This is a genomic window from Exiguobacterium acetylicum, from assembly GCF_022170825.1.
Classification (GTDB): Bacteria; Bacillota; Bacilli; order Exiguobacteriales; family Exiguobacteriaceae; genus Exiguobacterium_A; species Exiguobacterium_A acetylicum_B.
Genome location: NZ_CP081878.1, coordinates 1,828,089 through 1,841,229, shown reverse-complemented (window position 1 = coordinate 1,841,229; position 13,141 = coordinate 1,828,089). Strand labels below are relative to the sequence as shown.

The 13,141-nt window shown below is 44.8% G+C and carries 13 protein-coding genes; 5 read left to right on the top strand and 8 right to left on the bottom strand.

The window, feature by feature from the left end:
* Positions 1-18 precede the first annotated feature (18 nt).
* Positions 19-1,323 (bottom strand): hemolysin family protein, encoded by a 1,305-nt coding sequence (locus tag K6T22_RS09715; RefSeq protein ID WP_238236747.1) that lies wholly within the window; start codon positions 1,321-1,323, stop codon positions 19-21.
* Between the two features lie 118 nt (positions 1,324-1,441).
* Between K6T22_RS09715 and fumC the strand changes: the two genes are divergently transcribed.
* Together fumC and K6T22_RS09705 are read left to right on the top strand one after the other, a co-directional pair.
* Positions 1,442-2,836: a class II fumarate hydratase gene (gene fumC, locus K6T22_RS09710; RefSeq protein ID WP_238236745.1), complete on the top strand. Its 1,395-nt coding sequence runs from the start codon at positions 1,442-1,444 to the stop codon at positions 2,834-2,836.
* Between the two features lie 81 nt (positions 2,837-2,917).
* Entirely contained in the window at positions 2,918-4,435 is a 1,518-nt protein-coding gene (locus K6T22_RS09705) for a diguanylate cyclase (RefSeq protein ID WP_238236744.1), read from the top strand.
* A gap of 49 nt (positions 4,436-4,484) precedes the next feature.
* Here the strand turns inward: K6T22_RS09705 and K6T22_RS09700 are convergent, their stop codons facing one another.
* Genes K6T22_RS09700 through K6T22_RS09690 form a run of 3 tightly spaced genes read right to left on the bottom strand, consistent with a single transcriptional unit; the run spans position 4,485 to position 6,418 of the window.
* Positions 4,485-4,961, bottom strand: a complete 477-nt coding sequence (locus tag K6T22_RS09700) for a dihydrofolate reductase (RefSeq protein WP_238236740.1) — start codon at positions 4,959-4,961, stop codon at positions 4,485-4,487.
* Complete coding sequence (locus K6T22_RS09695; RefSeq protein WP_238236738.1) at positions 4,958-5,752, bottom strand: thymidylate synthase; 795 nt, start codon at positions 5,750-5,752, stop codon at positions 4,958-4,960. Before K6T22_RS09695 ends, K6T22_RS09700 begins: the two co-directional genes overlap by 4 nt.
* Positions 5,753-5,800: 48 nt before the next feature.
* Entirely contained in the window at positions 5,801-6,418 is a 618-nt protein-coding gene (locus K6T22_RS09690; protein ID WP_238236737.1) for a hypothetical protein, read from the bottom strand.
* 226 nt (positions 6,419-6,644) lie between these two features.
* Between K6T22_RS09690 and K6T22_RS09685 the strand changes: the two genes are divergently transcribed.
* The gene (locus tag K6T22_RS09685; RefSeq protein WP_238236736.1) at positions 6,645-8,315 is read left to right on the top strand and encodes a glycoside hydrolase family 13 protein; all 1,671 of its coding nucleotides are present in this window, start codon (positions 6,645-6,647) and stop codon (positions 8,313-8,315) included.
* Positions 8,316-8,378: 63 nt separating this feature from the next.
* Here the strand turns inward: K6T22_RS09685 and K6T22_RS09680 are convergent, their stop codons facing one another.
* The 3 genes from K6T22_RS09680 to K6T22_RS09670 all read right to left on the bottom strand — a co-directional run bounded on the left by K6T22_RS09680 (position 8,379) and on the right by K6T22_RS09670 (position 10,101).
* Positions 8,379-8,735, bottom strand: coding sequence for a PilZ domain-containing protein (locus K6T22_RS09680; RefSeq protein WP_238236735.1), 357 nt, complete (start codon positions 8,733-8,735; stop codon positions 8,379-8,381).
* Positions 8,736-8,795: 60 nt separating this feature from the next.
* Positions 8,796-9,494, bottom strand: coding sequence for a queuosine precursor transporter (locus K6T22_RS09675; protein WP_238236731.1), 699 nt, complete (start codon positions 9,492-9,494; stop codon positions 8,796-8,798).
* 124 nt (positions 9,495-9,618) lie between these two features.
* Complete coding sequence (locus K6T22_RS09670) at positions 9,619-10,101, bottom strand: GNAT family N-acetyltransferase (RefSeq protein ID WP_238236729.1); 483 nt, start codon at positions 10,099-10,101, stop codon at positions 9,619-9,621.
* A gap of 202 nt (positions 10,102-10,303) precedes the next feature.
* Between K6T22_RS09670 and K6T22_RS09665 the strand changes: the two genes are divergently transcribed.
* On the top strand, positions 10,304-10,618 hold the full coding sequence (locus tag K6T22_RS09665; protein ID WP_023468579.1) for a hypothetical protein: 315 nt from the start codon (positions 10,304-10,306) through the stop codon (positions 10,616-10,618).
* A 41-nt stretch (positions 10,619-10,659) separates the two neighbouring features.
* The gene (locus K6T22_RS09660) at positions 10,660-11,451 is read left to right on the top strand and encodes a class I SAM-dependent methyltransferase (protein WP_238236728.1); all 792 of its coding nucleotides are present in this window, start codon (positions 10,660-10,662) and stop codon (positions 11,449-11,451) included.
* Between the two features lie 51 nt (positions 11,452-11,502).
* On the opposite strand, the gene putP is transcribed toward K6T22_RS09660, so the two are convergent.
* Positions 11,503-12,975, bottom strand: a complete 1,473-nt coding sequence (gene putP, locus K6T22_RS09655) for a sodium/proline symporter PutP (RefSeq protein ID WP_238236720.1) — start codon at positions 12,973-12,975, stop codon at positions 11,503-11,505.
* Positions 12,976-13,141: the final 166 nt, after the last annotated feature.

Genomic DNA, 13,141 nt, shown 5'->3' with positions numbered 1-13,141 from the left:
AGTGAACCACCCCTACCATCACGGCAGGGGTGGTTGTTCATGTTCAATTCGTTCAATGAGGATTTGATCGACGCGACGTCCGTCTAAGTCAACGACCTCAAATCGGTACGGACCAATCTCGACAGTACTACCGCGAGAAGGTACATCACCTAGCGTATACAAAATTAAACCGGCAACCGTATGATAGGCGTTTAACTGTTCACCGGGTAAATCGTCTGTATAACCAAGCGTTCGCTTTAAATCATCGATGTGCAGTAATCCATCAGCAAGAAAGGAACCATCCTTACGCATGACGAGTTCCGGTTCTTCTTCGACGCTCGAAATCTCACCGACGAATGCCTCGAGGATATCGAATAACGTGATCATACCGAGAAAACCACCATACTCATCTAAGACGAAAGCGATTGATACCGTCTCTTTTCGCATCCGCTCGAGCAAGACCGTTGCTTTCAATTGACGAGGCACGATCAGCGGGGATTGAATCAGTCGTTCAAGCTCTTGAACAGGTTGTTCCGTTGATAGGACTTCTTTAGCATCGATGAAGCCGACGAAGTGATCCAAATCACCATGACCAACAGGTAAGTTACGATGTCGCGCTTCTTTTAGTTCGCGCAAGATCGTATCAGGTTCATCGGCTAAGTCAATCCATTCGGTAACCGTTCGTGGCTCCATCAGTTCGTAAGCGTATAAATCGTGGAAATCAAAGACACGAGAGACTTGTTCGGCTTCTGATCGATTAAACGTGCCTTCTTGAGTACCACGAATCAGTAATTGGCGGACTTCATCTTCTGTTTCGTCTTCCGTTTGTAATCGATCGAGACCAATCAAGCGGAAGATGGAGCTAGTTGATTTACTAAGGACCCAGATGAATGGTCGAAGGATGATCGAGAAAAAGCGCATCGGTGGGGCGAGCCACATCGTGACCCTTTCAGGACTGACGAGTGCAATCCGTTTTGGAACAAGTTCACCAATGACGAGCGAGATATAAGTGATGACCGTCACGACCAGAATATAGCCGATCGTACTAGCGTAAGGAGCGAGAAATCCGAATTGTGCGAGCCAATTGATGACTGGGCCTGAGAGAGCAGCACCACCAAAAGCACCGTTAATGATTCCAATCAACGTGATGCCGACTTGTACGGTCGACAGCAGATCGGTTGGTCGATCGAGCAGTTCTAACGCAACATGGGCTGACTTTTTACCATCATTCGCTGCTTTTTCTAATTTCGACCGTTTTGAAGACAACAAAGCGAGTTCGGTCATTGCGAACACGCCGTTTGCTAGAATTAATAGTAAAACAATCATTAAATTGATCAACCACATGAAATCTTCACTCCTTTTTTCGATAATAAACTATTCCCCAAAACTGTCTCTCTCATTCCCATTCTATCTGCTTTTGCGGTAAACTATAGGAGAAGTAATCAAAAGGGGGAATTTGTTTATGGAATACCGTCTAGAACGTGACACGATGGGGGAAATTCGTGTACCGGAAGCGCAAGAATGGGGCGCTCAAACACAACGTAGTTTGGAAAACTTTAAAATCGGAACCGAAAAGATGCCGATTGAAGTCATTCGTGCCTTCGCAGTCCTGAAAAAAGGAGCAGCACTCGCGAACCGTGACTTAGGTGTACTCGAGGCGGAAAAAGCCGGGGTTATCGCTGAAGTCTGTGACGAAATCATCGCGGGGAAATTCGATGATGAGTTTCCGCTTGTCGTTTGGCAAACGGGATCAGGGACACAATCTAATATGAACGTCAATGAAGTGATCGCTCGGGTCGCGACACGAAAACTAAAAGAACAAGGTAGTGAAACGACGATCCATCCGAATGATGACGTCAACAAATCACAAAGTTCAAACGATACATATCCGACAGCGATGCATTTAGCAGCGAAGACGGTATTACTTGAATCATTGTTCCCAGCGATCGATGCGCTTCACGCGACACTGGATGAAAAAGCGAAAGCCTTTGCGGATATCGTCAAGATTGGACGGACGCACTTACAAGATGCAACTCCTATTACACTCGGGCAAGAAATCAGTGGATGGGTACGAATGCTTGAACTCTCAAAGCAGATGGTCGAACGGACGCTTGATCCATTAACAGAACTCGCAATCGGCGGTACAGCAGTTGGGACTGGTATCAATGCACATCCCGAGTTCGGTGATTTGGCAGCGAAAAAGATGAGCGAAGAAACGGGCTATGCGTTTACGAGTGCGGAAAATAAATTCCACGCCTTAACGAGCCACGATCAACTTGTCTTTACGCATGGTGCCGTCAAAGCACTAGCGATGGATGCGATGAAGATCGCAAACGATGTTCGCTGGCTCGCATCAGGTCCGCGAGCGGGAATTGGTGAGATCACGATTCCAGAAAACGAACCAGGTAGTTCAATCATGCCAGGGAAAGTCAACCCGACGCAAAGTGAAGCGTTGACGATGGTCGCAGCACAAGTTCTCGGTAACGATGCAACGATTGGTTTCGCTGCGAGCCAAGGGAACTTTGAACTAAACGTCTTCAAACCGGTCATCATGTATAACTTCATCCAGTCGGTTCGTTTACTGACAGACGCCCTGCATTCCTTTAATGACCATTGTGCAATCGGAATTGAGCCAGAGCAATCGGTCATCGCTGAAAACGTCGAACGTTCGCTTATGCTCGTCACAGCACTTAACCCGCACATCGGGTATGAAAATGCAGCGAAAATTGCGAAAGCAGCCCATCAGTCGGGCTCGACATTAAAAGAGGCGGCACTTGCAACGGGTTTACTAACAGAAGAGCAATATGATCAATGGATCGTACCAGCAGACATGGTCCGTCCAAATCTAAAAGCGTGAGTTGAAAAAGCGGGGGAATGCCCTCGCTTTCTCTTTATCCGAGGAATGTTCTTCGGATGTATAGAAAGAGAGGGGATTTTCATGGAACGGGGTCGAAAGCGGACAGAAAAGCAACTTCAACAAACCATTATCATGGTGGAGACGTTACTTCGGATGTCGACCGTACCGCGGACAGAATTACTAGCATTAGCAAGCTGGATGGAAGGACTCGGTAGAGAAGAACTCTTCAAAGGACTTGCCGATCAAGTGAGTCGAGAAAAAGCTACTTGGGAGCAAATGAATGCGGTCATTTCGCAGCCGATCGTCAAAGAATTACTACAACCGATCGTTGATCAGTTGTCGGAACGCTCACGCGCGAATCGAATTCGAAAGGAATTAGTCGTCACCGTGACAAGACGTTTCCTTGAGAATATCAAATGGAAGAAGTCGCTCGAACAGGCACGCTATATGTCACGTTTTTTCAGTTCGATTGAAGACACCTTATCGATTTCTCATGATATTGCGATGGACGCTGTCATCATCGACCATGCTTGTATCATAGATTCGTTAGAATTGTTCCGAAAGTTCATCAAGCAAATGGAATCTGCATTCGTTCCAGTCATCATCGTCGGTCCGAATCGGTCGGAAATTCGTCAGGTTAGCTATGAGATGGGGGCAGATGACTACTGGGATGAAACGGTGACGAATGAGGAACGGCATGTTCGTCTAGCAAGACTTTTACGAAAACTACGAATTGTATCATCGACGATCTTAGTGGATGAGCTGACGGGCGCGTATAACCGTAAATATCTTCAAAATGCTTTTGACCGTCGCTTAGCACGTCTCGAACGTGAACAGCGGACATTCGGACTAGCGATTTTTGACATCGATCATTTTAAGCGCATCAATGATTTACATGGACATCCAACAGGGGACTTAGTCCTCTCAGAACTAGCTACCGTCGTGCAACAAGCGGCTCGCTTGGATGACGAATTCATTCGTTTCGGTGGTGAGGAATTCATTTTGTTGTTTTCGGCAGAAACCTTATCTCAAGCCGTTATGAGTATGAATAAAATTCGCGAGCGTGTCGAGCGTCATATTTTTGCGAACGGTTTAAAAGTAACGGTTTCGATTGGTCTCTCCTTTTCTTTTGATCTCCACACATCCCTTGCGCAAGCAACAGCGGAGGCAGATGAAGCGCTATATCAAGCGAAACGTAACGGGCGTAATCAGGTGATTTCCTATTCTACAGCAATATCCATTGAAAAATCACCGGTTTATATCCGGGTGGAGGAAGGGCTACTTGAACAGTTACATAAATTCGAACTGCCCGATCATCCGAAATACCAGATTGAAGTGATTTCGTTAGCCGACCAACGAACGACATCATTACAATTGGCGATTCTTTCGCTCGCTGAGTTAGCAACAGAGAACTTTTGGCGATTAGAAGAGTGGAGACAGCAACGAGAGTCGATTATTGATGTTTTAGTTGTCACGGATCAAGAAGACGATCGTCTAGCAGATGCATTATCTCGCGGTGCAACAGACTATATCATGACTGCTAACATAGAGACCGATATGGAGGAATGGATTGCAGAATGGATTATACAAATTCCGTAAAAAACCAGCCACGCTGCTTCCGGATTCGGAGCAAGGTGGCTGGTTTTGTTTACAAATCATATCGACGAATAATGAACGGATAATCGTTTCCCTCGACCGCGTCATAACGGGTTTCAGAAGTGATCTGAAAGGAAGACGGGATTTCAGGATAATGGACATCTCCAGACAGAACCGCATCAATTTCGGTCACATACAGACGTCGGGCAAGAGGAAGCGTTTGGGCGAACAATTCTCCTCCGCCAATCAAAAAGACTTCTTCCTCTGAATCAACGTACGATTGTAAAGCAGATAGATCGTGCCAAATCGTTACGCCTTCTGCTGCAAACGTTTGATCGCGCGTAATGACGATGTTCTCCCGACCTGGCAACGGGCGTCCGATTGATTCGAACGTCTTTCGTCCCATGATGATCGGTTTGCCAATCGTCGTACGCTTGAAGTGTGCCAAATCAGCTGGAAGAAGCCAAGGCATCGCATTGTCACGACCGATGATACGATTTTTCGTATACGCTACGATATGTGTGATCATACGGCGACCACACCTTTAATATGTGGATCTGGATCATAACCTTCAATAATGATGTCTTCGAAGCGGAAGTCTTCAATTCGCTCGACTGTTCGAGCAAATCGTAACGTTGGTAATTTTTTTGGTGTACGCGTCAACTGAAGATTGACTTGTTCGATATGGTTTGAGTAGATGTGAGCGTCACCAAGCGTGTGTACAAAGTCACCGACTTCAAGACCGCAGACATGAGCAATCATATGTGTCAGTAAGGCATAAGATGCAATATTAAATGGGACACCTAGGAAAACATCAGCCGAACGTTGATACAATTGGCACGATAGTTTTCCATCAGCTACATAAAACTGGAATAAGAGATGACATGGAGGTAAAGCCATCTCATCAACTTGTCCAGGGTTCCAAGCACTGACGATCAAGCGACGTGAATCTGGGTTCGTTTTGATTTGTTCGATGACTTGTGCGAGTTGATCGACCGTTGTGCCATCAGGACGCGGGAAAGAGCGCCACTGTGCCCCGTAAACAGGCCCCAAGTCTCCATTCTCATCTGCCCATTCGTTCCAAATACGCACGCCGTTTTCTTGTAGATAACGAATATTCGTATCGCCAGAGATGAACCAGATCAATTCATGGATGATCGACTTCATATGTAACTTTTTCGTCGTAATGAGCGGAAAGCCATCTTGAAGGGAGAAGCGCATTTGATGACCAAATACGCTGAGCGTCCCCGTTCCCGTCCGGTCTTCTTTTTTTGTTCCGTGTTCCAAAATGTGTTCGCAAAGTGCATGATATTGTTCCATCGGATGACAGCTCCTTTTCAAAAAATCCAAATTTCATTGTACCATAAATCAAGATTTTGAGGATGCTGGCAAATGTCTTGCAAACAGATAGCGGAATAAACCAAAGAGAGGAATCGCGTCTAGCCACTGAAATGTCTGCGCATTGCGGAGACGAATTCGGCGCAACAGATAGACTTGTAAAATATAGAATAATAATAGATCGACAGTCATCGTCCGAACGAATTGATTCGTCTCAAAATAGATACGGAAAATACTCCAATCGGAACGCGCGAGGGCAATCCACAGTAATAAGGTCGTCACGACGCTCAGTAAGGCAACGACGGTCGGAATCCAACCTCGACGACGAAAAGGGAGAAATGTTTTTCTTGGAATCGCGAGAGCAACGTAAGGCATCAATACGAAAGCACCTAAGAAAAACGACCCAATGCTTGCAACGAGCGGTCCAGGACGCATGAATCGCTTTTCATCTAAGAATAATAAAAAGAAAGCGAATGGGTAGATACCGAGTAAGGAAAATAAACTTAAAACGGATGTATCAAATTGACTTTGATCAAATCGTAGAAAAGAAATTAAAAAACCTTCAGGGAAAACACGATTATTCCCAAATAACAAAATAAAAACAATAGAAACCGCCCACACTAGGAAGAGCAAATACCGACGATACATTCGTCCACACTCCTTTCTCATACCTTTCTTTCCCATCATCGTGACGTTCATAAACGCATGTATTTCGTATTTCATGATACCAAATAACTTTCGGTTCGTGCTTGAGTGCCACTTATGGACATGATAAGATGACGTTGTGAGAATTGAAAGCGCTTTTAAAATTTGATGCAATCGTTTGCTCAACTTGTGGCACGATTGGTACATAAAAAAGGAGAGTGTGTAGAGGATGGAACGAAAATGGTGGCATGATAGTGTCGTTTATCAAATTTACCCACGTAGTTATAACGATTCGAATGGGGATGGAATCGGAGACTTGAACGGGATCATCGAGAAGCTAGACTATTTAAAGACACTGGGCATCGACGTCATATGGCTGAGTCCTGTCTATGATTCACCAAATGACGATAATGGATACGATATCCGAGATTATGAAGCCATCATGAAGGAATTTGGAACGATGGCTGATTTTGATCGTCTTTTAGATGAGGCACATGCACGAGATATTAAAATCGTCATGGATCTCGTCATCAATCACTCGTCGGATGAACACCAATGGTTCGCTGAATCACGTCAAAGTAAGGACAATCCATATCGGGATTATTACATGTGGCGCCCAGCAAATCCCGACGGTTCTCTACCGAATAACTGGGGTTCGATTTTCTCAGGTCCAGCGTGGGAGTATGATGAAGCAACGAATGAGTATTACTTACACTTGTTCTCGAAGAAACAACCTGATTTAAACTGGGAAAATGAGCAGATGCGCCACGATGTATATGGAATGATTCGCCGTTGGTTGGATCGAGGCATCGATGGTTTCCGGATGGATGTCATCAACTTAATTTCGAAGACGCCTGGATTACCAGATGCAACCGTTCATCCAGGAGCACTGTATGGAGATGGTGGAGAACATTACATCAATGGACCACGCGTCCACGAATTTCTGCATGAGATGAATGAAGCATCGTTTGGAAAGTATGATGTATTGACAGTCGGTGAGATGCCAGGAGCAACAACGGATGATGCGATCCTTTATACGGACCCGGAACGTCAGGAGGTCAACATGGTCTTTACGTTCGAGCATATGGATCTTGATTCTGGACCGAATGGGAAATGGGATGTCATTCCGTTTGATTTGCTCAAACTAAAGCAAAACTTCACTAAATGGCAGACAGCGTTACATGAGACGGGCTGGAATTCTCTTTACTGGAACAACCATGACCAACCACGTGTCGTCAGTCGCTTTGGTAATGACTCGACGTACCGCGTCGAATCAGCGAAAATGCTTGCTACGCTATTGCATCTGTTAAAAGGGACGCCATATATCTATCAAGGCGAAGAAATCGGGATGACGAACGTCGCTTTTGAGGACATTGCTGACTATGAAGATATCGAAATTCGGAACATGTGGAAAGAACGAACGGAACAAGGCGCATCACCGGCTGAATTGTTACGCTCGATTCATATTAAGGGACGTGACAACGCTCGGACACCGATGCAGTGGGATGCGTCGGAGAATGCTGGTTTCTCGACTGGAACACCATGGTTGAAGGTTAATCCGAATTATCCGGAAATCAATGTCGAACAGGCGCTAGCAGATGAGCAATCGATTTTCTATTATTATCAACAATTGATTCGTCTACGACACGATCATGAACTCGTCGTGTATGGACGATACGAACTCATACTCGAAGACCATCCGGAAGTATACGCATACTCACGGACGCTTGAAGGAGAAACATGGTATGTCTATTGTTCGTTTGCAGATCACGATGTAACCATTCCAGTTGCGCACGATACGTCAGATCGTGTCATCGGGAATTATGATGAGGCTGTGGTGTCAGGCGAACTGACACTTCGACCTTACGAAGCCGTCGTTTTTCGAACGTTTGAGGGATAACTCTATAACAGAAAAAAGAGACACTGCTCATGAACGAGCAGTGTCTCTTTTAATAATGGATTGTTATCGCTCGAGTTGAGCAACTTGTTTAACTTGAGCGATAATCGTCTCACGATCTGTCGTTGACGGATTAAGGCGGATGCCGTACAAACGCTCGGGACCGACAGGCTTCTCATGCAATAACTGTCCTTCAATACAAAGGGGTTTCTGACCTTCAATCAACGAAAATTCGACAACGATTTTCATTGATTTCTGAATAGGAAGTTTAAGTGATGTGCTGATTGCTAAGCCATTCGGTGAGACATTATGAATTTTCATTTGTCCGTTCGGTGTACGTTGGTCGTTTTTTAATAAATAAAATTCACCTGTTACTGGCGTTTTCAACGTATAACGAAACGGTTCATTTCGTTTGATTTTCATGCAGGCACCTCCACTCCCATTATCCGACAATTTCGTCAAGTCATCTAGTTATTTTTTATGTTACGCAGCAGCATCTGTCGACTGTTTCGTCGGATGAATGCGTTTTGCCCAATACATGAATGGTGTTGCGAACCAAGCGACTACGAATTTCGCAAGATACGTCGTCACGAAGATTTGCCACCAAATCGAGAACGGCATATCGTGAAAGGCAATCGCACAAAACGTTAACGTATCGAGTAACTGGCTTAAGACGGTTGAACCAGTTGTTCGTAACCACAGTTTCCGTTCGCCTGTCTTCTGACGGATCTTCGAATAGATAAAGACATCGAATAGTTGCGAGACAAGATAAGCGGCAAGACTACCAACCGCAATCCATGGTAAGAGTCCGAACAATAAATGTAAGGAATTGGATGTTTCGAGTGCAGCTTTATCCGCAAGTGGTGTATATAAGAGACTGAACTGCATGAGGACGGTCGTCGTGATGAGGGAGAAGAATCCCATATAGACTCCTTTACGAGCAACCTGTTTTCCGTATTTCTCGTTGAGGATATCTGTCGCAAGATAACAACTACCATAGACGACGTTTCCTAACGTAAAGACGAAACCAAAAATATCGACGGTTTGAGTGACTTGAATGTTTGCAATGATTGTTGCGATGGCAATCCACATCAACAACCCGGTCTTTCCAAAAAGATAATAACTGAAAACCAATAGTCCCATCGTCAAGAAGATAGAAGGGATCCATAACCATTCGTTCATGAGGTGTACTCCTTTCTGTTCATACAGATGAAAATTGTACGCTGAAATCGATCACCTGTCAAAGGCGATGGTGTATTAGAACCCAACAAAAAAGACCATGAGCACATGGTCTTTCAAAAGATTCTTATCCAAGTCGTTGCAAAGAATAACGACGACGTCTTCCTTTGACGTAATAGTTCTCGGTCCACGTAAAATCGTTTGCTTCTAAAATTCGTTTCGCATAAGAAGCGTGTGGTGACTGATTGAGGACACGTGCGCGTACTTCGTGACGTTCTAGTACCTGGGAATGCGCCAATGCTTCAGCGACGGCATGCGTAGCTAAACCTTGACGTGTGTATGGATCAAATACCATGAAGTCCAGTTGGAAGTAGTGACCCATTTTTAAAAGTAAAACCCGTCCAACGATGGTATCCGCTTCAACGATATCAAAGTAATAATCTTCAGGATAACTGTGCTCGACGGAATCAAAAGCCCGCTCTTCTCCAAGCTCATGGTCATACCCTTTGATTTCTTGCGGAGTCAGTCCATATGCTTGCTCGCCATACTTCAAGAAATGGTCATACTCAGCTTGATCGACATGACGTAATGCTCGACGTCTTAATTCCATCACAAAATCCTCCCTCAACGATTGATGCTTCGTTTACATTATAGCGATACCCTCCTTGCAATTGCAAAAATTAACTGGAACCGATCCGCAAGAAGAAATTTAAAAAAAGTCAATTTGTAATCATCTTGTGATTGTTTTAATTGCCTCGGAATATGGTAAAGTAATGATGTAGACAACTGCATACTGGAAGGGGCTGGAAAACGTGTTCACAGAACGTGACGGAATCAAATTGCGTCTAGAGCAAATCGAACGATTGTATTCGGACTTGAATCGTGAAGCGAAACAATTGACGGAACGCTTACGCCAATTAGATGAACAAGGGGACGAAGTTCAACATGATCTTTCCCTTAACAAAGAAGATCGTGATCATTTAAAGTCAAGCATCGATGAGACACTTCAAGCACTTATGAAGCGGACGACAGTAGATGCAAAAGTCGAACAGGAAAAGCAAGAAGACCTGATTTCGAAAAAAGCATTGATTGAAGACATCGAAGGATTATTAAAGAAAAAGAAATAAGCTAGCTCCGGCTGGCTTATTTTTTTATGGAGGAAAGAATTATGAAACCAACGATTGGATTGACGACGTGTCTACGTCCGACCGAAGACGTCCACCATCGTGTGCAGCAGCTGTTAGCGGAGGAGATAATTCATTTTGTCTACATCGCGCGTAAGAAAAAAGGGATTGAACAATTACAGCAAGAGACAGGATTACCGGTGTTAGTCGTCGATAAACAACGACTAGATTTATATCCGCTCGGAGAAAAGACATCTTTCTTTTTTCATCCATCGAGTGCCGTCTTCCGCATTAAACAAATCGACGCAGGTGGAGGAGACCCATTAGTTGCAATCGGTCGTTTATCTGAAGGAATGCGTGTGCTTGACTGTACACTTGGTCTTGGAGCAGATGCGATTGTCATGAGTCATGCTGTTGGTGATTCGGGACAGCTCGTTGGACTTGAGAGTCGAATTGAGACCGCATACGTTGTCAAACAAGGGTTACAGCGCTGGGAAGAATCCTATGCTCCGATCAATCAAGCGATGCGCCGAATTGAAGTTCGAATGGAACACCATTTGGCATTTTTAAAGCAATGTCCTGACGATAGTTTTGATGTCATCTATTTTGATCCGATGTTCGAACGGACGGTATCGGAATCAACCCACCTCGATCCGCTTCGGACGCTTGCGAACTATGAAGCGTTATCTGCTGAAACGATCATGGAAGCAAAACGTGTGGCGAGCCGGCGAATCGTCCTCAAAGCGCATTATGAGAGTCCACTTTTTGATCAATTCAATTTCGAGCGTCAGCGACGTAAAACATCAAAGTTACATTATGGTGTGATTGAACTTTAAGTAAAAAAAGACCTCTGCCGTTTTAGTGGCAGAGGTCTTACTAGTTCTTGATCATTGAACTGCGTCTTTTAATTCATCTTCCATCTCTTCAAACGTTTCCTGAACAGCATTGACTGGTTGTTTCGTCATTAAGCTGACGACAACTGTGAAGATCAAGCTTGTGAAGAATCCAGGAACCATTTCGTAAAGTGTTGTGCTAAGTCCGAGTTGGACCCAGATGATGACGGTCAAGGCACCTGAGATGATACCAGCTAACGCACCTTGTTTCGTCATGCGTTTCCAGTAAAGTGAAAGTAAGATGATCGGACCAAAGGCAGAACCGAATCCAGCCCACGCATAACCGACAAGTGCAAGAATCGTTGCTGAGGGATTCCAAGCGAGTACACTTGCGATGATGGCAACGACAAGAACAGCAATTCGACCTGTCAGGACGAGTTCTTTATCCGATGCATTTTTTTTCAAGAACGTTTTATAAAAGTCCTCTGTCAACGCACTTGATGTGACAAGCAATTGTGACGAAATCGTCGACATGATTGCCGCGAGAATCGCAGCCATCAAGAATCCTGTGATATACGGATGGAACAGAACATCTGAGAAACGGATGAAGACTGTTTCTGGATCACCGAGTCCATTGCCTTGTCCTTCGAAATACGCAATACCGACAAGTCCGGTCACCATTGCACCGATGATTGAGACGAACATCCAACCGATACCGATCCGACGGGCACTTTTTAAATCTTTGACAGAACGAATTGCCATAAAGCGGACAATGATATGTGGTTGACCAAAGTAACCAAGTCCCCAGGCAAGGAATCCAATGATTCCGAGAATCGTTGTCCCTTTAAATGGATCAAACAGCGAAGGGTCTAGGTTCTCAGCGTAATTGTACGCACCATCAACTCCACCGACGTCTGTTAATGCGACGATCGGTACGAGAACGAGTGCGATGAACATGATACAGCCCTGGACGAAATCGGTCCAACTTACTGCGAGAAAACCGCCGAAAAGTGTGTAGGCGATTACGACCGCAATCGTCAAGAGCATACCATAGTGGTAATCAAATCCAAATGAGCTGACGAACAATTTTCCACCAGATACGATTCCGGCTGATGTGTAGAACGTGAAGAAGATGATGATGACGAGTGCTGATACAGTACGAAGCACACGTGATTTGTCTTCAAAACGATTCTCTAAGAAATCAGGAATCGTAATCGAGTCGTTTGCCATTTCCGTATAGAGTCGGAAACGTGGTGCGAGTACAATATAGTTTACGTAACATCCAATCAATAATCCGAGTGCTAGCCAAAGTGCTGATACACCTGTTGCATACATGGCGCCGGGAAGTCCCATGAGCATCCATCCACTCATATCCGATGCACCAGCAGATAGTGCTGTAACACCAGGACCGAGATCGCGTCCGCCTAACATGTAATCTTCTGTATTCGTTGTTCGCTTGTAGGCAAAATAACCGATTGCCAACATGAGAACAAGATACAGGATGATCGAAATCCATTCTTGCGTCATAAAGTTAAATCCTCCAAATGCAATAGTTTTTTTAGCGAATAAGCGTGTAACACCTCGTTCGCCAAATGATATGTTCCCCACCTTACAGGGGATAAAACGACTTTGCAAGTCGCTTCATTTTCTTAAAAAGTGCCGCCACACCTAGTGCCTTAAGGGGTTGGGACGC

Excerpts from the sequence above, each read along its gene's own strand:
- putP (WP_238236720.1), bottom strand. The coding sequence starts at position 12,975 with ATGACGCAAGAATGGATTTCGATCATCCTGTATCTTGTTCTCATGTTG.
- K6T22_RS09680 (WP_238236735.1), bottom strand. The coding sequence starts at position 8,735 with ATGAAAATCAAACGAAATGAACCGTTTCGTTATACGTTGAAAACGCCA.
- K6T22_RS09675 (WP_238236731.1), bottom strand. The coding sequence starts at position 9,494 with ATGAACGAATGGTTATGGATCCCTTCTATCTTCTTGACGATGGGACTA.
- K6T22_RS09670 (WP_238236729.1), bottom strand. The coding sequence starts at position 10,101 with ATGGAATTAAGACGTCGAGCATTACGTCATGTCGATCAAGCTGAGTAT.
- K6T22_RS09690 (WP_238236737.1), bottom strand. The coding sequence starts at position 6,418 with ATGTATCGTCGGTATTTGCTCTTCCTAGTGTGGGCGGTTTCTATTGTT.
- K6T22_RS09700 (WP_238236740.1), bottom strand. The coding sequence starts at position 4,961 with ATGATCACACATATCGTAGCGTATACGAAAAATCGTATCATCGGTCGT.
- K6T22_RS09705 (WP_238236744.1), top strand. The coding sequence starts at position 2,918 with ATGGAACGGGGTCGAAAGCGGACAGAAAAGCAACTTCAACAAACCATT.
- K6T22_RS09715 (WP_238236747.1), bottom strand. The coding sequence starts at position 1,323 with ATGTGGTTGATCAATTTAATGATTGTTTTACTATTAATTCTAGCAAAC.
- fumC (WP_238236745.1), top strand. The coding sequence starts at position 1,442 with ATGGAATACCGTCTAGAACGTGACACGATGGGGGAAATTCGTGTACCG.
- K6T22_RS09685 (WP_238236736.1), top strand. The coding sequence starts at position 6,645 with ATGGAACGAAAATGGTGGCATGATAGTGTCGTTTATCAAATTTACCCA.
- K6T22_RS09695 (WP_238236738.1), bottom strand. The coding sequence starts at position 5,752 with ATGGAACAATATCATGCACTTTGCGAACACATTTTGGAACACGGAACA.
- K6T22_RS09660 (WP_238236728.1), top strand. The coding sequence starts at position 10,660 with ATGAAACCAACGATTGGATTGACGACGTGTCTACGTCCGACCGAAGAC.